General features: G+C 62.8%; 22 protein-coding genes. 14 read left to right on the plus strand and 8 right to left on the minus strand.

Going from position 1 to position 21,561, the window contains the following annotated elements; all coding sequences use genetic code 11:
• Positions 1-40 precede the first annotated feature (40 nt).
• From AC1DMK_RS14335 to AC1DMK_RS14345, 3 genes are all read right to left on the minus strand, one after another.
• Entirely contained in the window at positions 41-1,411 is a 1,371-nt protein-coding gene (locus AC1DMK_RS14335) for a PepSY-associated TM helix domain-containing protein (RefSeq protein WP_477859800.1), read from the minus strand.
• A 69-nt stretch (positions 1,412-1,480) separates the two neighbouring features.
• On the minus strand, positions 1,481-1,900 hold the full coding sequence (locus tag AC1DMK_RS14340; RefSeq protein ID WP_477859801.1) for a hypothetical protein: 420 nt from the start codon (positions 1,898-1,900) through the stop codon (positions 1,481-1,483).
• A 20-nt stretch (positions 1,901-1,920) separates the two neighbouring features.
• A complete protein-coding gene (locus AC1DMK_RS14345) occupies positions 1,921-2,049 on the minus strand; it encodes a hypothetical protein (RefSeq protein ID WP_477859803.1) in 129 nt (42 codons plus the stop codon).
• A gap of 74 nt (positions 2,050-2,123) precedes the next feature.
• On the opposite strand from AC1DMK_RS14345, the gene AC1DMK_RS14350 reads away from it, so the two are divergent.
• Both AC1DMK_RS14350 and coaBC read left to right on the plus strand, forming a co-directional pair.
• Complete coding sequence (locus tag AC1DMK_RS14350) at positions 2,124-3,047, plus strand: DMT family transporter (RefSeq protein ID WP_477859805.1); 924 nt, start codon at positions 2,124-2,126, stop codon at positions 3,045-3,047.
• A gap of 72 nt (positions 3,048-3,119) precedes the next feature.
• On the plus strand, positions 3,120-4,331 hold the full coding sequence (coaBC, locus tag AC1DMK_RS14355) for a bifunctional phosphopantothenoylcysteine decarboxylase/phosphopantothenate--cysteine ligase CoaBC (RefSeq protein WP_477859807.1): 1,212 nt from the start codon (positions 3,120-3,122) through the stop codon (positions 4,329-4,331).
• Here the strand turns inward: coaBC and AC1DMK_RS14360 are convergent.
• Positions 4,318-5,127, minus strand: a complete 810-nt coding sequence (locus AC1DMK_RS14360) for a class II glutamine amidotransferase (RefSeq protein WP_037065599.1) — start codon at positions 5,125-5,127, stop codon at positions 4,318-4,320. The two genes, coaBC and AC1DMK_RS14360, sit on opposite strands and share 14 nt — an antisense overlap.
• Positions 5,128-5,388: 261 nt before the next feature.
• Between AC1DMK_RS14360 and AC1DMK_RS14365 the strand changes: the two genes are divergently transcribed.
• The 6 genes from AC1DMK_RS14365 to otsA all read left to right on the plus strand — a co-directional run bounded on the left by AC1DMK_RS14365 (position 5,389) and on the right by otsA (position 12,712).
• Positions 5,389-6,300 (plus strand): pirin family protein, encoded by a 912-nt coding sequence (locus AC1DMK_RS14365; protein WP_477859810.1) that lies wholly within the window; start codon positions 5,389-5,391, stop codon positions 6,298-6,300.
• A gap of 529 nt (positions 6,301-6,829) precedes the next feature.
• Positions 6,830-7,507: a FadR/GntR family transcriptional regulator gene (locus AC1DMK_RS14370; protein WP_037065595.1), complete on the plus strand. Its 678-nt coding sequence runs from the start codon at positions 6,830-6,832 to the stop codon at positions 7,505-7,507.
• Positions 7,504-8,796 carry a CynX/NimT family MFS transporter gene (locus tag AC1DMK_RS14375; RefSeq protein ID WP_477859812.1) on the plus strand — a complete coding sequence of 431 codons (1,293 nt, stop codon included), beginning with the start codon at positions 7,504-7,506 and terminating at the stop codon, positions 8,794-8,796. The genes AC1DMK_RS14370 and AC1DMK_RS14375 overlap by 4 nt, the downstream gene beginning before the upstream one ends.
• Positions 8,797-8,883: 87 nt before the next feature.
• Entirely contained in the window at positions 8,884-10,401 is a 1,518-nt protein-coding gene (locus AC1DMK_RS14380; protein ID WP_477859814.1) for a S10 family peptidase, read from the plus strand.
• A 90-nt stretch (positions 10,402-10,491) separates the two neighbouring features.
• Positions 10,492-11,289, plus strand: a complete 798-nt coding sequence (gene otsB, locus AC1DMK_RS14385; RefSeq protein WP_477859815.1) for a trehalose-phosphatase — start codon at positions 10,492-10,494, stop codon at positions 11,287-11,289.
• A gap of 46 nt (positions 11,290-11,335) precedes the next feature.
• On the plus strand, positions 11,336-12,712 hold the full coding sequence (gene otsA, locus AC1DMK_RS14390) for an alpha,alpha-trehalose-phosphate synthase (UDP-forming) (protein WP_477859817.1): 1,377 nt from the start codon (positions 11,336-11,338) through the stop codon (positions 12,710-12,712).
• A gap of 9 nt (positions 12,713-12,721) precedes the next feature.
• Here otsA and AC1DMK_RS14395 read toward each other — a convergent pair whose 3' ends face one another.
• Positions 12,722-13,624 carry a choline sulfate utilization transcriptional regulator gene (locus AC1DMK_RS14395; RefSeq protein ID WP_477859818.1) on the minus strand — a complete coding sequence of 301 codons (903 nt, stop codon included), beginning with the start codon at positions 13,622-13,624 and terminating at the stop codon, positions 12,722-12,724.
• Positions 13,625-13,723: 99 nt separating this feature from the next.
• On the opposite strand from AC1DMK_RS14395, the gene AC1DMK_RS14400 reads away from it, so the two are divergent.
• From AC1DMK_RS14400 to AC1DMK_RS14410, 3 genes are read left to right on the plus strand one after another with little or no spacing between them, the layout of a single operon-like run.
• Positions 13,724-14,674: a choline ABC transporter substrate-binding protein gene (locus AC1DMK_RS14400; protein WP_477859820.1), complete on the plus strand. Its 951-nt coding sequence runs from the start codon at positions 13,724-13,726 to the stop codon at positions 14,672-14,674.
• Positions 14,675-14,694: 20 nt separating this feature from the next.
• Entirely contained in the window at positions 14,695-16,209 is a 1,515-nt protein-coding gene (gene betC, locus AC1DMK_RS14405; RefSeq protein ID WP_477859822.1) for a choline-sulfatase, read from the plus strand.
• Between the two features lie 57 nt (positions 16,210-16,266).
• A complete protein-coding gene (locus tag AC1DMK_RS14410; RefSeq protein WP_477859824.1) occupies positions 16,267-16,476 on the plus strand; it encodes a TOBE domain-containing protein in 210 nt (69 codons plus the stop codon).
• A 60-nt stretch (positions 16,477-16,536) separates the two neighbouring features.
• Here AC1DMK_RS14410 and tsaA read toward each other — a convergent pair whose 3' ends face one another.
• Together tsaA and AC1DMK_RS14420 are read right to left on the minus strand one after the other, a co-directional pair.
• Positions 16,537-17,004, minus strand: coding sequence for a tRNA (N6-threonylcarbamoyladenosine(37)-N6)-methyltransferase TrmO (gene tsaA, locus AC1DMK_RS14415; RefSeq protein WP_477859825.1), 468 nt, complete (start codon positions 17,002-17,004; stop codon positions 16,537-16,539).
• Between the two features lie 55 nt (positions 17,005-17,059).
• The gene (locus AC1DMK_RS14420) at positions 17,060-18,643 is read right to left on the minus strand and encodes a peptide chain release factor 3 (protein ID WP_477859827.1); all 1,584 of its coding nucleotides are present in this window, start codon (positions 18,641-18,643) and stop codon (positions 17,060-17,062) included.
• A 90-nt stretch (positions 18,644-18,733) separates the two neighbouring features.
• On the opposite strand from AC1DMK_RS14420, the gene dut reads away from it, so the two are divergent.
• Together dut and AC1DMK_RS14430 are read left to right on the plus strand one after the other, a co-directional pair.
• Positions 18,734-19,204, plus strand: coding sequence for a dUTP diphosphatase (gene dut / locus AC1DMK_RS14425; protein WP_477859829.1), 471 nt, complete (start codon positions 18,734-18,736; stop codon positions 19,202-19,204).
• Positions 19,201-20,103, plus strand: coding sequence for a GNAT family N-acetyltransferase (locus tag AC1DMK_RS14430; RefSeq protein ID WP_477859831.1), 903 nt, complete (start codon positions 19,201-19,203; stop codon positions 20,101-20,103). Before dut ends, AC1DMK_RS14430 begins: the two co-directional genes overlap by 4 nt.
• On the opposite strand, the gene AC1DMK_RS14435 is transcribed toward AC1DMK_RS14430, so the two are convergent.
• Positions 20,100-20,558, minus strand: coding sequence for an Lrp/AsnC family transcriptional regulator (locus AC1DMK_RS14435; protein ID WP_477859833.1), 459 nt, complete (start codon positions 20,556-20,558; stop codon positions 20,100-20,102). The two genes, AC1DMK_RS14430 and AC1DMK_RS14435, sit on opposite strands and share 4 nt — an antisense overlap.
• A 105-nt stretch (positions 20,559-20,663) precedes the next feature.
• On the opposite strand from AC1DMK_RS14435, the gene AC1DMK_RS14440 reads away from it, so the two are divergent.
• The gene (locus tag AC1DMK_RS14440) at positions 20,664-21,560 is read left to right on the plus strand and encodes a DMT family transporter (protein WP_477859835.1); all 897 of its coding nucleotides are present in this window, start codon (positions 20,664-20,666) and stop codon (positions 21,558-21,560) included.
• Position 21,561: the final 1 nt, after the last annotated feature.

The following is a 21,561-nucleotide window of genomic DNA, read 5'->3' on the forward strand; positions in this document are numbered from 1 at the left end:
CCTCGGTGAGGCGCCTCGGCCCGGGCGCCTCCTTCCCCTTTCAGATCGATCGCGGCCTTGCCGTTTTGAGGTACAGCCAGTCCAATGCCAGCATGGCAACGAGAGACAGGCCGACGAGCGGGAAGACGATCCCGCCGATGACGAGGATGGCGAGCAGGCCCCTGAGCGCGCGCCTGTCGGACGGCATCGCCGGCACACCGAGCGAGCCGGCCGGGCGGCGCTTCCACCACATGACGCCCGCGGAGACGGCGAGGATGACGATCGCGATGCAGGCCGCGAGCAGTACGAGCTGGTTCGCCAGCCCGTACTGCTGGCCCATGTGGACGTTGATGCCCCATTCAAGCCATTTGCCGAGAGGGCCGTAATCCGCATAGCTCATGTCGATGAGCGGTTGTCCGGAATACTGGTCCAGATGCACCACGCGTTGCTGGGAGACGTCATCCGGATAGACAGAGCCGGTGTAGACGCCGGCCGGCGCGTTGGGGATATTCACGGCATAGCCGCGATGTAGACCCAGGCGGTCGAAGGTAACGACGGCCTCATCCAGCCCGATCAGTGCCGCGCCATGTTGATGGGTCGTCGATTGCGGGATCTGCGCCTGTTCGAGAGACCACGAGGTCTTCGCGATGTGGTCCAGATGTTCGTCGGACATCGGTACGGCGGTCCTGATACCGGCGGGATAACCGAAGTTGCTGCCGTTCGCCCATTCGTTGACCTTGTCTCCCCATACACCGGACCACGGCATGCCGGTGATTGCCAGAAAGACGATGAAGAAGCCGACGAAGATGCCTGTGACGGCGTGGGTGTCGCGCCAGAATACGCGGCGCTTCGGCGTTCCACGAACACTGACCACGCCTCCCGTCTGTTTGCGCGGCCACCAGAGATAGATGCCGGTGCCGACGAGAAGGATCGACCAGCCGCCGGCAATCTCGGTAAGGGCGCGGGCAAACGAGCCGAAGTACCTCAAACTGTGCAGGTAGCGGATCGTCCACATGATCGTTCCGCGATCGGGCAAGGCACCAAGAACCTTGCCCGTATGGGGATCCACATAGACGGCAAGCTTGCCCTCGCTCTCGGTGTCGACCGTGATCTCCGCGGAGCCTGACGAGGAAACCGGTTCGGTGAACTTCATCGCCGTTCCCGGATGTGCGGCAAGCGCGGCTGCCACCATAGCGGACGGCGCAACCTGCGCCACTCCTTCCTGAACCTCGACGCGCTTCAGGTCGGAATAGACGGCCGCATCGATCTCGTCCCTGAAGAGATAGAGTGCGCCCGATATCGCGAGCGTGATCATGAAAGGCAGGACCATGAGGCCTGCGTAGAAATGCCAGCGCCAGACGGCGCGGTAGAGGTCGGATGCGGATCGCACGGCAGCGCCTGTGCTCTCGCGACCGATGGAGAGATCGGACATGAGTATTTCCTAACGTGAAAAGATCGGGGCCGACGCGGCGGGTCTCGCGGTGTCGGCTGCAACATAGCGTCAGGCGGAAGGGGGTGGGGCGCGGGGTTGACCGATCAAACCGCGCAAGACAGGCGAGGAGACATGCTCCTCCGGAAAGACACTGTCGATCGCGGTTTCGACAGCGAGGTAGAGGGAGCCGCTCTGCCCGCCAAGGATCGCCGGCATGGCACCCGCTGCCAAGCGGCAAAGCGTGCCGCACGGGCACTCGGGTACCTTCTTGAGCGGCGCGTTGTCGTGGCCGGACTGATCGACGGAGCCGGTTCCGGACATGGAGCAGATGACATGGAAGGGATCGGCAGCGGATGCCGCCATCGCACCCTGCGCCGTGCCCGCGAGAAGGCCCTGGATCAACAGCAGGCAGGCGACCAGCACCGCGACGGCGCTGGCAGACACCCTATCCCGCAACAAGCGCCGCATCATCCCCATATTGTCGTCCATGGCACAATGCTATCGCGATGTCACGCCGGTTTGACGCCGGCGGCCCTGTACGTCGTCGTCGTCCCTGGGCGGCGCTTGATCGACAGGCGCGTCGAGATCGCCTCGTCGATGTCGCAGCCAGGCGCTTGCCTCGGCGGACCTTCCGGCATAGTGAAATCCCGCGTCCCGTTGCCGCTCCTATCCCTTGCCGCCCCGAGCAGAGCCCGCCACTCCGGAGAACCCCATGCTGATCGGCATTCTTTGCGGCATAGCAACCTGCGCCCTGTGGGGATTGACGTTTGTGGTGCCCAGGGCCATCGCGCCGTTTACGACACTGGATCTGACGGTTGCCCGCTACGGCTTGTTCGCGCTGGCAAGCGTGTTGCTGATGGTGCATCCGCGCTTCCGGCCGCGCGGCATCAAGCCGCGGCTCGTCATCACCGCCCTGCTTCTCGGCGGCATCGGCTATGTCGGATATTTCGTCAGCGTGGCCTACGCGGTGCGTTTTGCAGGCGCCGCCATTCCGCCGCTGGTGATCGGCACGATGCCGGTGCTTCTGGCGCTGATCGCCAATCTGCGCGATCGTTCGGTCTCCTGGCAGCTGCTTGTGGCTCCCCTCGGGCTGATTGCCGCCGGCATTGCGTGGGTCAACGTCTCCGTTTTCGCAGCAGCTCCCGCGGGCGATCGGAGCATGCTCGTTCTCGGCATAGGCTCTGCCGGCATTGGCCTTGTTCTGTGGGTGATCTACGGCCTGGCGAGCACGGCGGCAATGCAATCGGCGGACGCTCCCGACATTCTGCAGTGGACCGGCCTTCAGGGCATCGGCGCCGGGCTCGGCAGCCTTGTCCTCATTCCCATGACGTCGATCAACACATCGCTCGCCTACACGGACGTCGATCTTCTTCGCTTCGTCTTGTGGTCGCTGATCATGGGGCTTGCCGGCGCATGGCTGGCGACTCTTCTCTGGATGATCGCCTCCAGACGCCTGCCGCTTGCCCTTGCCGCCCAGCTCATCGTCGCAGAAACCGTGTTCGGCTTGATCTTCGGTTTCGTGTTCGAGCAGCGGCTGCCAACCGTGGCGGAAGCGGGCGGCTCGCTGCTGCAGCTTGCAGGCGTCGGCATGGCGATTGCCATCTTCAGCAACGTCGGCAAACGACAACCGGCCTGATCGGCGCCGATTGCTTATTATCCGCCAAAGGCTTAGGGTCTGGCACAGTCTTACGTGCGACGGACAAGAGCTATGGTTTTCAGCGGCAAACGCATCCTTCTCATCGTCTCCGGCGGCATTGCGGCCTACAAGAGCCTCGACCTGATAAGGCGGCTCCGGGAACGCGGCGCATCCGTCCGTCCGCTGATGACCAAGGGCGCACAGGAGTTCGTGACGCCGCTCGCGGTCGGGGCACTTGCCGCCGATCATGTCTACACCGATCTGTTTTCGCGCCAGGACGAACAGGATGTCGGCCATATCAGGCTAGCACGGGATTGCGACCTCGTGCTGATCGCGCCGGCGACGGCTGATCTGCTCGCAAAAATGGCAGCCGGGCTTGCAGACGATCTCGCCTCGACGGTGTTGCTGGCAACGGATAAGCCCGTTCTGGCCGCGCCTGCGATGAACCCGCACATGTGGGTGCATGCAGCAACGAAACGAAACGTGCAGACACTGAAGCATGATGGCATTCGCTTTGTCGGACCGATGGCCGGCGAGATGGCGGAAAGCCGGGAGGCCGGCGTCGGCCGGATGGCCGAACCGCTCGATGTCGTCGCGGCGGCTGAGGCGATTCTCGATAATCGTCCTAAGCTCCTGGCCGGCCGCAAGGCTATCGTCACCTCAGGACCGACCCACGAGCCGATCGACCCGGTGCGCTATATCGCGAACCGTTCCTCCGGCCGGCAGGGTCACGCCATCGCTGCGGCACTCGCAAGGCTTGGCGCTGAGGTGACGCTGGTCTCCGGCCCCGTCGCGATTCCCGATCCTTTCGGCGTCAAGGTCGTGCATGTCGAACGCGCCGACGAAATGCGCGACGCAGTGCTCGCGGCGCTTCCGGCCGATATCGCCGTGATGGTCGCAGCCGTTGCCGACTGGCGCGTGGCCTCGGCCTCGAATCAGAAGATCAAGAAGCATCCGGGTGAATCCATACCGACGCTGGCGCTGACGGAAAACCCCGACATTCTAAAGACGGTCGGCCACCACACGATGCGGCCGAAGCTGGTGATCGGCTTTGCGGCGGAAACCCAGGACGTGGACAACAACGCCAAGGCGAAGCTGGAGCGCAAGGGCGCCGACCTCATCGTCGCGAACGACGTTTCGCCGGCCACCGGCATCATGGGCGGCGTCCGCAACAGGGTGAAGATCGTGAGCCGCAGCGGCATCGAGCAATGGCCCGATCTTTCGAAGGAAGAGGTTGCGGCAAAGCTTGCGACGCTGATCGCCGAGCGGCTCAGGCAGGGATGACGATCGGTGCGGGCCCTGCCATGACGGGCTCGGGGCCGAAGGGCGCGATATCCAATCCGTTTGCGCCGAGCGTCACGGCGCTGCCATCCGGAATCTCCGCCCAGGCATCGATATCGTCGTTTAGCGGCTCGGACACGAGGCAGTACCCTTTACCGACCGGCGAGGCGTAGAGCGTCGGCGCCTTGCGGTCCGTTGCATAGCGGATCGCATATAGCGACTTGCCGTCCGAGAAAGCGGCGGTGTAGCGCACCAGCGCCGATCCGAGGATGTTTTCGGCAAGCCCTTCGACAAACCTGATCATTTCGGCCATGGCCGCCATCGGCGTCTGGCGAAGACCAAACTGCAGGGCGAGCAGGAACATCAGCTCGGAATCGGTGGTGCCGCCACGGGCATTGAACAGGTCGTCGTGGAGCATGGCCTCCATCGACCGCCGCAGACGCTCGAAGCCCGCGATCTGGCCGTTGTGCATGAACGACCAGTTGTCGAAGGTGAAAGGATGGCAGTTGTCGCGCCGGGTACCGCCGCCGGTTGCGGCGCGCACATGCGCCAGGAAGAGCGGAGAACGGATCTGCCGCGCCAGGCTCTTCAGGTTGCAGTCCGACCAGGCCGGCAGCGTGTCGCGGTAACGGCCGGGCTCGGGATGGTCGCCGTACCAGGCGATGCCGAAGCCGTCTCCGTTGGTCGCGGTCTTGGCGCGGGTAGCGCAATGCGACTGTTCGATCAGGGAATGCGCGGGCGACGACACCAGCTCTTCGAGATAGAGAGGGGTTCCGCGATAGGCTGCCCAGCGACACATGCTCATCCACTCCGCAACCCGCCCTGCCTGTGGCGGGAGAATGCTGAAACGCAACGACTATTGTCGAATCCGATGGTTAATAAGACCTAAACACTGCCCCTACTTGCAAGCGGAAGATGACAAATTTCTGACGCCGTGGGCGATCAATTTCCGCAATGCAGCATCTTCTTTTGTGAACAGTGCGTTCTACTGCCGCCGGACTTCGCGGGGTTGGCCAGGACAGCTATAGTCGCCGCCAACTAGAACCGTTGAGAGGATGCCATGTCGATCCGTCCCGTAAAGCATATGAGCACCGCAACTCCGACCATGGAAGGCGCCGGCGTAAAGCTTCATCGCGTCTTCGGTTTCGGCGACCCTTCGCTGACCGACCCCTTCCTGATGATGGACGATTTCCGCAACGACAATCCGGCGGAATACATTCGCGGCTTTCCCTGGCACCCGCATCGCGGCATCGAGACGATTACGTACGTTCTCGCCGGCACCGTGGAGCACGGCGATAGCCTCGGCAATCGCGGCCTGCTCGGCGCGGGCGACATCCAGTGGATGACCGCTGGCAGCGGCATCATGCATCAGGAGATGCCGAAGGGCGATTTTGCCGGGCGCATGCATGGTTTTCAGCTCTGGGCCAACCTGCCCTCTTCGCTGAAAATGACCGCGCCGCGCTATCAGGACGTCAAATCCGCCGATATTCCTGTTGTCGTCGATGACGACGGCACGGCCATCCGCGTCATCTGTGGCGACTTCTGGGGCAAAGCCGGGCCCGTCGACGGCGTGTCCGCCGAGCCGATCTATCTCGACGTGTCTGTGCCGCCAGGCAAGAAGAAGCGCCTGCCGGTCGATACCTACCGCAATGCCTTCGCCTACATCTTCGCCGGCTCGGGGACTTTCCGCGATGCCTCTAAGCCCTTCGGCGTGCGCGTGGAGAAGGAAGTCAACGGCGAGGAACTGAACATCCGCGACATGTCGGGCAACCGGACGCTTGTCGTTTTCGACAGCGGCGATGAGGTCACCGTGCAGGCGGGCGACGAGGGCATCCGCTTCCTGCTGGTGTCAGGCAAGCCGATCGAGGAGCCGGTAGCCTGGCACGGCCCCATCGTGATGAACTCGCGCGAAGAGATCATGCAGGCGATGCAGGAGCTGCAGAACGGGACTTTCATCAAAGCCGCGCACTAATTCGCCCGGCTTGTCGAACCGGCCAGCCGGTCCGGGTTTTTCTTACCCTAAACGTGATGCTAAGTGGAAACCACATAGCAAACCTCCTTGCGAGATGGCGAGGCCGATCGCCGCGGCCGGAGTTGCCTATCTTCCCCGATCCCGCCTGCTGGATCGGCGGATGCTGCTTTGCCCCGCGACAAAACGCACGTCACCTCAAGGTTGCTATTTTCACAGCATCAAGATTCTGCCTTGCATCTCGCACGAATCGACGTACCTTTTACCCATCGACAACAGAACGAAAGGAAGGTGATCCAATGTCTAATGAGATTTCGGACCTCGTAACGGGCATGGAAGTGGTGATGAAGGCGAGGCAGCCCTCGCTCTGAACCCGCCTTCCTTTGGATCGCCAAAGCGGTCCGGCCAGATTACAGGCCAAAACTCATGGAAAGGGTCGCTTCGTGCGGCCCTTTTCCGTTTCGGGTAGAGATTGACAAACGCACCCCGCCCGATTACTCATAAAGTCATCTGATGACTTTATGAGTAATCCATGCAGGCGCTCACGAAAATCAATCTTGCAGACACCGCAATTGAGGCGATACGCGGCGAGATATTCTCGAAGCGCTGGGCCGTCGGCGACAAGCTGCCCAACGAGGCGACCCTGTCGGCCATGTTATCCGTCAGTCGGGGAACCATCCGCGAGGCGGTTCGCGTGCTCGCTTCGCAAGGCCTTCTCGAGACCCGGCAAGGCTCTGGAACATACGTCCTGTCGACCACCGATACTGCACTTCCGCTGACAATGGCGCGGAGAGCCGGTCTGCGCGACCTGTTCGAAGCGCGCTGCGCACTGGATGTCGAGGCGGCGCGGCTGGCGGCTGTCCGGCAAACGCCGCAGACCGTGGCGACGCTCCGCACCCTGCTTGCGCAGCGCGGCAATTTCGAGGGCGGCGACAAGGCGGCCTTTGTCGCGCGAGACCTTGCCTTTCACCAAGCGGTCATTGCCGCGTCCGGCAACCGGGCGATGATCGAAATTTACAACTTCTTCTCCGCCTCCATTGCCGGGACCATCGAGGCAACGCTTGGCGAGGATATTCCTGAACCCGATATGCAGGCGCATGCCGATATTATCGAGGCAATCGCGACTGGCGATCCGGAAAAGGCGGATGCGGCGGTGCGCCGTTTCATGGCCCCCGTCATCAACGCCCTCGACCGGATGATCCTTTCGTGACCTCACCCTTGCAAGATACCGCCCGCGTCTACGACCTCGCGGACGAACAGCTGATCGATGCCGAAGCCGATAGCGTACCGCAGCCGCAGCCACCTTCTGGCAAAAGCCCGGCGGCGCGGTTTCTGCTTGGGGCGAGCCTCGTCCTGATCGCTTTCAATCTGCGTCCGGTTTTCTCCAGCGCATCGGCGCTGCTTCCCGAGATCCGCAGCGAGCTCGGGCTGTCGGCTCTCGGCGCCAGCCTGCTCACGACGTTGCCGGTGGTCTGCCTCGGGGCTTTGTCGCCCCTGGCGCCGCGGCTCGCGCAGCGCATCGGCTCCGAACGCACGCTTCTCGGCGTGCTCTTCCTTTTGGCGCTTGGTACGGCGCTGAGGGGAATGTCGTCCATTCCGCTGCTGTTTCTCGGTACCGCGCTTGCCGGCGCCTGCATCGCCGTCGGCAACGTACTATTGCCCGGACTGGTCAAGCGCGACTTTGCCGATCGCGCCGCGCTGATGACCGGTTTCTACACCATGGCGCTTTGTGCCGGCGCGGCGAGTGCCGCGGGCTTCACGCTGCCGCTCGAAAAGGCGCTCGGTGGGTCGATGGCCGGAGCGCTCGCAGTATGGGCGCTGCCCGCCCTTATCGTCGCGCTGATCTGGTTGCCTCAAGTGCTGTCGATGAAGTCGGAGGTCAAGCGCAGCGGCTTTTCCGTCGAAGGGCTTTGGCGCGACCGCCTCGCATGGCAGGTGACGCTCTTCATGGGGCTGCAATCGGCGCTCGCCTATTGCGTCTTCGGCTGGCTTGTTCCCATCCTGCGCGAACTCGGTCTCGACGGCGTCACGGCTGGCGCCATCGTCTCCGTGTCCGTCATGGTGCAGGCGGCCGCCTGTCTCGTCGCCCCGCAGATTGCCGTCAGGGGCAAGGATCAGCGGCTTATCAACGCGTCGCTCTGCGGGGTCGCCGTCGTGGCGCTTCTCGGGCTGCTTTTCGCGCCCCTGTCGACTGTGTGGATATGGGCGGTCCTGCAGGGGATAGGCCAGGGCGGTCTGATTGCGGTTGCGATGACCACCATCGTGTTGCGCTCTCGCGACCCGCATGTGGCGGCGCATCTCTCCGGCATGGCACAATGCGTCGGCTATCTGCTTGCAGCGATCGGACCGCTGATCGTCGGGCTGATCCGCGGCTGGACCGGGAGTTTTGCCTGGTGTGCCATTTTGTTCGTCGTGCTCGGGGTGGGGGCGGCGATTAACGGATGGAACGCCGGCCGCGCCCTCTATGTCGATGCGCGCACGGTCGAAAAGACCGACTGACTGCTGACATCACCATCTGTTGATCCAGTCTTCCCGCCGCCGATGCTAGGCTGGATGGAATGATTGCAATCTGCCGGAGGAATACTCGTGCGCTTTCGATCCGCCGTCCTGCTCGCGGCGCTGCTTGCAGCGCTTGCACCGACCCTATCGTATGCAGAGGGAAGCGGACCCGTTCCCGGCGAGACCCGTGAAGGGGTTTTGAGGCTGCTGCCATCCGATTCCGTCACGCAGCACGAGATGACAATCGGCGGGCGCAAGCTTGCCTATACGGCAACGGCTGGAACGCTCAATCTCTTCGGCCAGGACGGCGCGCAGACTGCCGCCATTTTCTACACCGCCTACGTCAAGAAGGACGGCGGCGCAGACCGACCGCTGACCTTTGCCTTCAACGGCGGACCGGGTGCAGCGTCTGCCTTTCTGCACCTTGGCCTTGTCGGGCCGAAGATTATGGATTTCGGAGAGAAGGGCGATGACGGCGCGGGGGCAAAGCTGGTCGACAACCCGCACAGCTGGCTCGACTTCACCGATCTCGTCCTGATCGACCCGATTGGAACCGGCTGGAGCCGGACCGTCAAGGCGGACGACGCCTCCAAGTACTACAATGTGAATTCCGACGCCGAAAGCATCGCCAAGGCGATCGCGCTCTATGTGGCACACAACGATCGCGCCTCCTCGCCTAAATACCTGCTCGGTGAAAGCTACGGCGGATTCCGCGCGGCGAAAGTTGCAAACGCCCTGAAGGAGAGTCAGGGCATCATCGTTTCCGGCACTGTCATGCTTTCGCCGTTGATCGAAGGACAGCTGATGTTTGGCGCCGACCAGTTCGCGCTGGGTGCGGCACTGGAATTCCCCTCCCTGGCCGCCGCCGAAATGGATCGGCGCGACGCCTTCGACGAAACACGCCAGCGCGAGGCGGAACGCTTCGCGCTGGGCGACTATCTGACGACGCTGGCGGGCGCACCACCGACGGGCGACGCGGCCAAGGCGTTCTATGCCAAAATCGCCGCCATGACGGGCATTGCCGAGGACGTGGTGGAAAAGAACCGGGGCTTTCTCGGAAATGTTTACACCAAGCAATTGGGCAAGCACGACGGCCTCGTGGCGAGCCCTTATGATGCGGCGTTTACAACACCGGACCCCTACCCCGAATCCAACGATTCCCGTGGAGACGACGCCATCCTGGACGGCTTTACCCGTGCCTATGGCGGCGCTTTTGCTAACTACGCCCGAAACGAACTGGGCTTCAAGACCGAGATGACCTACGCGCTGCTCGACAGCGACGTGAACCGCCAATGGGAATGGGGCGGGCGCGGCGGCGGCTCGCGCCTGCAGGCGAGCATTACCGACGACATCAGGCAACAGCTCGCATCCAACCCTTCGTTCCGACTGCTGATTGCCCACGGCTACAGCGACCTCGTCACCCCCTATGGCGTCAGCCGCTATGTCGTCGATCACCTGCCCACATCGCTTGCCGGCGGACGGGTCGCGCTAGATGTCTATCGCGGCGGTCATATGTTCTATACGCGGGCCGATCAACGTGCGGCATTCACGGCAGATGCCAAGGCATTCTACGCTGCACATGGCCCCGCCTCGCCGGCGGATTGAGTAGCAAAAGCCTGCATCCAGTGCTGCACTCAGGGATGCCCTACAGCCTTTTGGGGTTGTTTCGCGCAATCGCTGCCATAGTTAATCCTCATGTCATACCAAAAACTGCCTTTCAACGCCCCGAAGCCGCACCAGGCTTCCGGGCAGGAATTACTGTTTCGCGCGCTCTCATCGTCGTCCGACGACTACGCCCTGTTTCTGGATATCGACGGAACGTTGCTCGACCTGGCAGACACGCCTGACGGGATCGTTGTCCCGGAACGGCTTCCATCACAACTCGACACGCTGGCGCAAAGGCTCGGGGGGGCGTTGGCGCTGATCACCGGACGAGCCCTTGCCTACGCGGACCAGCTCTTTGCACCATACCGGTTTCCGATCGCCGGGCTTCATGGCGCCGAACTGCGTCAGGCCGACGGTGACACTGCCAGGGCCGAGACGACGCCTGAGTTCGAGCAACTGAAATCGGATCTGCGCGCAGCGACGGTGGACCTTGACGGTGTCCTGATCGAAGACAAGGGGGCGGCCGTCGCAGCCCATTACCGCCGTGCACCGGAACGGCAGCCCGAGCTCGAGCCGCTGATGGGGGCGTTTCTCGCAAGGGCCGGAGAGAATTGGACGCTGCAGCGTGGCAAGATGGTTCTGGAGATCCGGCCGTCCAGCGCCGACAAGGGACGCGCCATCGATACATTCCTTTCTCGGCCTCCGTTTTCAGGCAGACGCCCGATCGCGATCGGCGACGACATTACCGACGAGGCGATGTTCCACGTCGCCAATCGCCACAACGGGTACTCGATCCGTGTCGGCCCGCCGCTGGTCGGCACAGCCGCATCCCTGACATTGCACTCCTCCGTGACGTTGCGGGAACTGATCGCGCAGATCGCCGTTTGACGAACGGTGTCGCCTCCGCTGCCATCGCCGTTGAAAGGAATCCCAAGTGAGCCGTCTCGTCGTTGTTTCCAACCGTGTCCCCGTTCCCGAGAAGGGCGGAGCAGCAGCTTCCGCCGGTGGACTTGCCGTGGCGCTGCAAGCCGCCTTGCAGCAGCGTGGCGGCATCTGGATGGGCTGGTCGGGCAAATCCAGCGGCGACAACGAGCCGGGACCGCTCTCCCTGCAGGACGACGGCAAGATCACTTTTGCGCTCACCGATCTCACCGACAAGGATGTCGACGAATACTATTTCGGCTTCGCCAACCGCGTGCTCTGGCCGATCTGCCACTACCGGCTCGATCTGGCGGAATACGGGCGCCTGGAGATGGCGGGGTACTTCCGCGTCAACCGCTTCTTCGCGCATCGGCTGGCGCCGCTGCTGAAACCCGACGACACGATCTGGATCCATGACTATCATCTGATCCCGCTCGCCGCCGAGCTTCGGCAGATTGGCATCAAGAACCGCATCGGCTTCTTCCATCACATCCCCTGGCCACCGGCCGATGTGCTCGCCGCCATGCCCGTTCACGAAGAGATCATGCGCGGGCTTGCCGCATACGACCTCGTCGGCTTCCAGACGGATCATGACCTCGAGAACTTTGCCGGCTGCCTGCGCCGCGAAGAAATGGGCGACGCGATCGGTGATGGCCGTTTCACCTCGGGCGACAAGGTTTTCAAAGGCGGCGCCTACGGCATCGGCATCGAGACGAGGGCTTTCGCGCAATTTGCGAGGAAGGCCGTCAGCCACAGCATGGTCCGCAAGGCAGCCCAGAGCATCGTGGGCCGAGACCTGATCATCGGCGTCGACCGCCTGGACTATTCCAAGGGCCTCACGCAGCGGATCGATGCGTTCGAGCATTTCGTGCTGAGCAACCCGGCTCACCAGCGCCAGGTGACCTATCTGCAGGTGACGCCGAAGTCGCGTTCCGAAGTGCCGGAGTACGAGAAGATGCAGCGCACCGTCGCCGAACAGGCCGGGCGCGTCAACGGTGCGCTCGGGACGGTTGACTGGGTGCCGATCCGCTATATCAACCGCTCGCTCAGCCGGCCGATCCTGGCGGGTCTCTACCGTCTCGCAAAGGTTGGCCTCGTCACACCTCTTCGCGACGGCATGAATCTCGTGGCGAAGGAATACGTCGCCGCCCAGGATCCGGAAAATCCGGGCGTGCTGGTTCTGTCGCGTTTTGCGGGAGCTGCGCGCGAACTGAAAGGGGCGTTGCTCGTCAACCCATACGATATGGTCGGCACGTCCAACGCGCTGTCCCGCGCCTTAAGTATGCCGCTCGACKAGCGCCGGGAGCGCTGGCAGCGGATGATGGACTATCTGCTGGAGCATGATGTGTCGCGCTGGTGCGACGACTTCCTCGGTGATTTGGCAGCCTGACGGCGACCCTCAAGCGATGCCTGCCTCGCCCACGAGCCAGGCGGTGAGCTGATCGCCCTGCGGGGTGCGTGCCTTCGGCTGCAGCAGCCAGTACCCCCGATCGGGTGCCTCTATTGCCGGACCCGCAACCGCCAGGATACCGGATGCCAGGAGCGAATCGACAAGGCCCATCCAGCCGAGCGCCAGTCCCTGCTCGCCGAGCGCGGCCTGCACGACCAGCGAGTAGGTGTTGAAACTGAGATCGCCCTGCCCGACATAGGCATCGCGGCCGACGTCAAGCTCGGCGAAATAGCTTCGCCAGTCGAACCATGGCGACGGCGCCGCCGTGTCGAGATGGATGAGGCGACCCCGCGCCAGATCGGCCGGCGTATCGAAGGGACCGTTGCGATCGAGAAAACGCTGGCTGCAGACCGGCGCGACCTTCTCCGGCAGCAGCAACCTGGCCTCCTGTCCGAGCGCGGCCCGCGTGCCGAACACGACGGCGACATCGCCTTCATCCGAGAGCTCACGCTCCATACGTTGTGTCGCGACGATCTGGATGTCCATGTCCGGATAGATCAGCCGAAAGGCATGCATGCGCGGGATGAGCCAAAGCGAGGAGAAGGCATAGTCGGTGTGCAGCCTGATCGATGGCCGCTCGACTTCGCTTCTCAGCCTTCGTGCAAGCTGATCGATCTCGCCGACACTTCTTGCGACGATATCCAACAGGCGCTGGCCGGCAGGCGTCAGCTCGACGCCACGATGCTGCCGCTTGAGCAGGCTGACGCCCAGTTGCTCCTCGAGCCTGCGGATCTGGTAGCTGACGGCAGGCTGGGTCAGGCCGAGCAGGCTGGCCGCCGATGAGAGGCTTCCTGCTCTGCCGATTTCAGCAAATATACGCATCCAACCGAGATCGACGCGACGCTTTGCCATAAAAAATCCTTTTGGGAACCATCGAAAAATGCAGCCTTCACAGGGAGAAGGATAGTGCTGTTCAATAAAACGATCAAATGACAAAAAAGGGGAACCGCGATGACAGGAATTTCTGCAGTCCGCCGTCTTGCGGCGGGCGTTATGCTCTCCACCCTTGCGCTGGGAGCAGCAGCGGCTGCCGATGACACCTCGTGCAAGGTGATCCGCATGTCCGATCCGGGCTGGACCGACATCACCGCCACCAACGGCGTGGCCAGCGTCATCCTGACGGCGCTCGGCTACGAGCCTGACGTGAAGACGCTCTCCGTCCCGATCGGCTACCAGTCGATGAAGAACGGCGAGATCGACGTCTTCCTCGGCAACTGGATGCCGGCGCAGAAGGCCTTCATCGACGATCTGACCGCGGCAAAGGCAATCGAGGTGATGAACAAGAACCTCGAAGGCGCAAAGTTCACGCTCGCTGTGCCGACCTATGTCGCGCAGAAGGGGATCAAGGATTTCGCGGACCTGCAGAAGCATGCCGACGAATTCGACCACAAGATCTACGGCATCGAGCCGGGGGCGCCCGCCAATTCCAGCATCCAGAAGATGATCGACGCCAACGACTTCGGCCTCAAGGACTGGGAACTGGTTGAATCAGGGGAGCAGCCGATGCTGGCGCAGGTCGACCGCGCCTCGAAGGACAAGGGCGCCGTCGTCTTTCTCGCCTGGGCACCGCATCCGATGAACGAGAAATTCTCGATCGAATATCTTTCGGGCGGTGACGCCTATTTCGGTGCGAATTTTGGCGGTGCCGAAGTCTACACGCTGGCGCGGACCGGCTGGACGGAAAAATGCCCGAATGCAGCGGTGCTGATAAAGAACCTGAAGTTCGAGATCGGCATGGAAAATGCGCTGATGGGATCGATCCTCGGCGGCGAGGACCCGAAGACTGCCGCCACAGCTTGGCTGAAAGCGAACCCGAAAGCGATCGAACCCTGGCTCTCCGGCGTAACGACGCTTGACGGCAAGCCCGGACCGGACGCAGTTAAGGCCTCCCTCGGCCTTTGATACTTCAAGGACAACTCCGCATGGCGCGCCCGAATATCCTCATCCTGATGGTCGACCAGTTCAACGGAACGCTGTTTCCCGACGGTCCGGCCGAATTTCTTCACGCGCCGCATCTAAAAGCATTGGCGAAGCGCTCCGTGCGTTTCGCCAATGCTTATACGGCAAGCCCGCTCTGCGCGCCGGCGCGGGCTTCCTTCATGTCCGGGCAGTTGCCCAGCCGGACGCGCGTCTACGACAATGCCGCCGAGTTCGCCTCCGACATTCCGACTTTCGCGCATCATCTGCGCGCTGCCGGCTACCACACGGCCCTCTCCGGCAAGATGCATTTCGTCGGACCCGATCAACTTCACGGTTTCGAGGAGCGGTTGACCACCGACATCTATCCGGCCGACTTCGGCTGGACGCCTAACTACACCAAGCCCGGCGAGCGCATCGACTGGTGGTATCACAATCTCGGCTCGGTGACGGGTGCCGGAGTTGCCGAGATCACCAACCAGATGGAGTATGACGACGAGGTCGCCTACAACACGACCCGCAAGCTCTATGACCTCTCGCGCCGCCAGGACGACCGGCCCTGGTGCCTGACAGTGAGTTTCACGCATCCGCACGACCCCTATGTTGCCCGCCGGAAGTTCTGGGACCTCTATGAGGATTGCCCGGCGCTCGATCCCGAGGTCGGCACAATCCCGTTCGATGAGCAGGATCCGCATTCGCAGCGCCTGCTCACGGCCTGCGACCAGGATGCCTTCGAAATCAGGCCGGAGCAGGTTCGCCGGGCGCGTCGCGGCTATTTCGCCAACATCTCCTATATCGACGAGAAGGTCGGCGAAATTCTCGACGTGCTCGAACGCAGCCGCATGGCCGAGGACACGATCATCCTGTTCGTTTCCGACCACGGGGATATGCTCGGCGAACGCGGGCTTTGGTTCAAGATGTGCTTCTTCGACGGCTCGTCGCGCGTGCCGCTGATTATTGCCGCGCCCGGCTGGAAGCCAAGACTTGTCGATCAACCGGTGTCGACGCTCGACGTGACGCCGACGCTGGCAGCGCTTGCCGGGATCGACATCACGAAGCTTGCGCCATGGACCGATGGCGAGGATCTTGCTCCGCTGGCCATGGGAACGGGCGGCCGTGGCCCGGTGCCGATGGAGTATGCCGCCGAGGGCTCGGAAGCGCCGCTCGTCTGCCTGCGCGATGGTCGCTTCAAGCTTACGCTTTGCGTCAAGGACCCGCCGATGCTGTTCGATCTCGAGGCCGATCCGAAGGAGCTCACAAACCTTGCCGGCGATGCTGCCTATGCCGAGACGCTGGCGATGCTCTCGCAACAGGCCGGCACGCGATGGAACCTCGAAGCCTTCGATGGCGCGGTGCGCGAGAGCCAGGCGCGGCGCTGGGTGGTTTATGAAGCCCTGCGCAACGGCGCCTATTATCCCTGGGACTACCAGCCGTTGCAGAAGGCGTCCGAACGCTACATGCGCAACCACATGGACCTCAACGTGCTTGAGGAAAACCAGCGCTATCCACGCGGCGAGTGAGATAGCGGCGGAGGCGATGAGCCGCTACGGTTGCCCCTGCACACGAGGAGATGTCTCATGAAAATCAGCGCGCGCAACCAACTGAAGGGCAAGGTGATCGAGGTCACGAAGGGCGCGACCACCGCGCATGTCCGCATCGATATTGGCGGCGGCTCGATCGTGACGGCGCCAATCACCAACGAGGCCGTCGATGACCTCGGCATCGCCGTCGGCTCCGATGCCTATGCAGTCGTCAAGGCTTCGGACGTCATGGTTGCCGTCGACTGATCCTCAGGCCTTCTGGCAACAATGCGCCGCACCGTCGTCGCCGGTCTGGAAATCGCCCGGCTACGGCGGCGCGATCGCTTTGAACAGAGTGCGATCCGGCTTCAGATCCAGCAATGGCGTGCCGTCGAGGCAATCCAACCCGCGCACAAGCAGGTTCGGGCCCTCCACCGCCTCAAGCTTGACGATGGAAGCTCCGATCGGGTTCGGGCGAACCGGTGATCGCAGCGAAAAAGTCCCATGTACCTTGCCGTTGCGGGCTGGGCTTTGCAGCACCAGATCGCGCCGCGAGCGATCAAGCCAGTAGAGGACCTCCAGCCGCTCGAAGGCGTCCACGCCCCGAAGGGCCTGGACCCACGGCTCGAAAATCTCGATCCGGCAAATCGGCCCATCATGCCGGCCCTGGCGCGGCGTTTCCATGCGCGAAGTCCAGGGTGTTGAAATCCGGCCTATGAAAACCAGACCGGCATCGGTCGGCGCGGGCGCGTCGACGACGACTTCGTTTTCACGGATTTCATTTTCGCGGACCATGATGCGCTCCAATTTGACGCGGGCACTATGGCATAGCGCTATATCTGATGGAATATCACGCGGCCTTGGCGACGTGATATTCCTTAATCGCCACCATCTTGATCGCCGGATGGCGCTCGGACTCGTAGCGTAGCGAGAAGCTGTCCTGCGCGAGGAACACCGGATCGCCATCGAGATCACGGGCGATATCGCCGCGCTTGACGGTCAGGAACTTGTCGAGATCCGCCGGCTGATCGGCCGAGATCCAGCGGCAGACGGAGAAGCGCGACATTTCAAAGGAGACCGGCAGGCCGTATTCCGCCTGCAGGCGTTCTTTCAGAACGTCTAGCTGAAGGGCGCCGACGACGCCAACGATGGCCGGCGAACCGTCTTCCGGCGAGAATAGCTGCACGACGCCCTCCTCGGCCATCTGCTGCAGGGCTTCCTTGAGCTTCTTTGCCTTCATCGCATCTTCGAGGCGGACGCGGCGGAGAATTTCCGGCGAGAAGTTCGGCACGCCCTGAAACACCAGAGCCTCGCCTTCGGTCAGCGTATCGCCGATGCGCAGCGTGCCATGGTTGGGGATGCCGACGACATCGCCGGCATAGGCGGTGTCGGCAAGCTGGCGCTGCGAGGCGAAGAAGAATTGCGGCGCTGTCAGCCCGAGCTGCTTGCCGGTGCGCGCAAGACGCGCCTTCATGCCGCGCTCCAGCCTGCCCGAGCAGATGCGGGCGAAAGCGATGCGGTCGCGGTGGTTCGGGTCCATATTGGCCTGGATCTTGAAGACGAAGGCCGTCATTTTGTCATCTGTCGCATGGACGGTTCGCACGTCGGCGACCTGGTCGCGCGGCGGCGGCGCAAACTCGCCAAGCGCGTTGATGAGATCGCGCACACCGAAATTACGAAGTGCCGAGCCGAAGAACACAGGGGTCAGGTGGCCTTCAAGGAAGGCCTCGCGGTCGAAGGGGCGGCAGGCCTCGATAGCCAGTTCCGTCTCCTCGACGAAAACGGCGCGCTCGTTTTCCGGCAGGCGGTCGGCGACGCTCTGTGGTCCGTTGACCTTGGTAGGCTTCACCTCGGTATCGGAGCCGCGAACGGTGTTGTCGGCCAAATGGTAGGAGCCGCAGAAGGTCTTGGAGCGGCCGATGGGCCAGGTGATCGGGGCGGTGTCGAGCGCAAGCTTTTCCTCGACCTCATCCAGGATCTCGAAGGGATCGCGGCTTTCGCGGTCCATCTTGTTGATGAAGGTGATGATCGGAATATCCCGCATGCGGCAGACTTCGAACAGCTTCAGTGTCCGCGGCTCGATGCCCTTGGCGGCGTCGATGACCATGACAGCGGCGTCGACCGCCGTCAGCGTGCGGTAGGTGTCGTCCGCGAAGTCTTCGTGGCCCGGCGTGTCGAGGATGTTGAAGACGTTGCCTTCATATTCGAAGGTCATGACAGAGGTGACGACCGAGATGCCGCGCTCTCGCTCGATCTTCATCCAGTCCGAGCGGGTCTGGATCCGGTCCTTCTTCGCCTTGACTTCACCGGCGAGCTGGATGGCGCCGCCGAACAGTAGCAGCTTTTCGGTGAGCGTGGTCTTACCGGCGTCCGGGTGCGCGATAATAGCGAATGTGCGGCGGCGGGAAACCGCCTCGGCGAGACTTTCAGCCATGATGTGAATCCTGTGGAATTGCCGCGTATCTAGCGATTTTAGACCGCCATTGCAATTGACCTTGGCTCCCTGGGCGCAAAGTAATGACGGATGACCATTCACACCGATACCCGTCCGACGCTCAATCTCATCCGCCTTTCGCATGGCGGGGGCCTGGAGCTTCCCGCCTATGAAACCAAAGGTGCTGCCGGCATGGACCTGCGCGCTGCCGCCGAGGAAGGCGCGCCGATGGTTCTGGCCCCCGGCAAGCGAGTGCTGGTCCCGACCGGCTTCGTCTTCGAAATCCCCGACGGGTTCGAGGGACAGATTCGTCCGCGCTCCGGCCTCGCCTTCAAGCACGGCATCACCTGCCTGAATACGCCTGGGACGATCGACAGCGATTATCGCGGCGAGGTGAAGGTGCTGCTCGTCAATCTCGGCGAGGAACCGATCGAGATCAGCCGTGGGATGCGGATTGCCCAGATGGTGATCGCGCCTGTGATCCAGGCCCGGGTGAGCGAGATCAAGCAAGCGAGTGCCACGGCGCGCGGCGCCGGCGGCTTCGGCTCCACCGGCGTATGAACGACAGAACGAACAACCATCCCGGACTGACCTTCAGGCAGGACTATTTTGCCGAGGGGGCTGCATGGACGGCGTTCGTTGCACTGCTTCAGGATACGTTCGGCATCGATATCGATCCGCTGCAACGGCTCGGCGGGCCGGACCCGTCCTGCAGGCCGTTCGGATGGTTCGACGCAAACGGTACGCTGGTTGCCAATCTCGCCGCCTTTGCCATGCCGCTGATGATCAATGGACGCATGGTCCGGGCGGCGGCGTTCCAATCCGGCGCCGTGCGGCCGGCCTGGCGCGGGCGCGGGCTGTATCGCGACGTGACGCAGAGGGCTCTCGGATGGTGCGAGACCGGGGGCTTCGAGGCGATCGTGCTCTATACCGACAAGCCGGCACTTTATGAGCCATATGGCTTCCACTCGCTGCCGCTCCATCTCCACACCGGTGCGGCACCCGCGCCGACGCGAGCGGGAACGCCGTCGCGATCTCTCGATCCATCGACGCCGGGCGATCTCACGCTGCTGCAAGGGGCGCTCGAAACCCGCACCCCGGTCTCGGACGGATTTGCCGTATGCGAAAGTGCTGCGATGTTTCTGATCAATACGCAGTTCGATACCGACATCCAGCTAAGCTGGCTCGAGGCCGAGCAGGCGGTCATCGCCTGGAAGACGGACGGCGCGGGGCGGTTCATATTGCTGGATGTCGTGGCGCAGACGATCCCCTCGCTCGCCGCAATTCTCGGCGGACTGGACGTTCGACCTGATGTCGCGGATGTGCTGTTCCGTCCGGATAAGCTCGCCTGGACGGGTAAACCGGAGCCGCTGGACGGCGCAACGCGGTTCATGATCAAGGCTGATTTTCCTGTGGCGCTCGATGCGCCGGCCATGCTTTCGCCAATGGCCGATTTCTAAGCCAGCGGCGGCAGGCGGCGCTTGACCGGTGACGCCTTGACCATCGACGTACTCGTTTCTGCCTTTTCCGCGACCTTGTCCAGGATAGCGTCGAGCTGCACCATCGAGCGAACGACGAGGCGTGCGACGAAGCAATCGTCGCCGGTAACCTTGTCGCATTCGACGAACTCTGGCGTCTCCTCGATGATCCGCTGGACGACGTGCAGTTGCCCGGGCAGCGGCCGAACCCGGACGATCGCCTGCAAGGGGTAGCCGACGGCCGCAGGATCGATGTCGATCGTGAAGGCCTTGATCACGCCGCGCTCTTCCAGCCGGCGCAGACGCTCGGCAGCGCTCGGCGACGACAGGCCGGCCGCTTGCGCCAGTTCTTTCAAAGACATGCGCGCATCACCGGCCAGCGCCTCAAGGATGAGCTGATCCACGTCATCGATATCATTATTAGAAACGACCGGCATTTATCCTCACATTATTAGGCAATCAAGCTGAATTACCTCCGCGATTCTATATAAAGCCGACGGCGACCGCAATATTCTGCATGCCTTGGGGAATGGAGACGAGCGATGCAGAGCGATATCCGCAGGGGCACGGCGCAAATGACGGCAGCGATGCTGATTTCCGGGACGATCGGCTGGTTCGTCGTGATGTCGGCCCAGCCGGTAAGCGGTGTCGTCTTCTGGCGCTGCCTGTTCGGCGCGCTCAGCCTTCTCGCCGTCTGCGCCCTGATGGGTTTGCTGAGGCCTGGGGCTATCAGCCTCAGGGCGTTCGTGGTCGCGATCTTCGGCGGGGTTGCGATCGTGCTCAACTGGTTGCTGCTCTTCGCCTCCTACAGCCATGCCTCGATCTCGATTGCGACGACCGTCTACAACACGCAGCCGTTCATGTTGCTGGCGCTCGGCGCGCTGTTCCTGCGGGAAAGGATCACTGTAACGAAACTCTTCTGGCTGACGCTCGCCTTTGCCGGCATGGCGGCGATCGTGGAGGCCAAGTCGCAGACCGGTGGACTGGCGGGCGACTACGGAATCGGCATCGCCATGGCGCTGGGCGCCGCCTTCTTCTACGCGCTGGCGGCTCTTGCGGCGAAGCACCTGAGGGGAACGCCGCCGCACTTGATCGCGCTGATCCAGGTTTCGACCGGCGTCGTCATGCTGTTGCCGATGACGGATTTTTCGAGCCTGCCGACAGACAGCGGGACGTGGTCGCTTCTTGCCACCATGGGTATCGTCCACACGGGGCTGATGTATGTTCTGCTTTACGGCGCCATCCAGAAATTGCCGATCCCGCTGACCGGCTCGCTGTCGTTCATCTACCCGATCGCGGCGATCCTCGTCGACCGCCTCGCTTTCGGCCATGCGCTGCAGCCGCTGCAGATTGCGGGGGCGGCAGTCATTCTTCTCGCCGCGGCCGGTATGAACCTTGGATGGACGCCCACGCGTTTGCTGGGCGCCCGTGCCGGCTGAC

This window comes from Rhizobium sp. 05L419 (assembly GCF_056397845.1).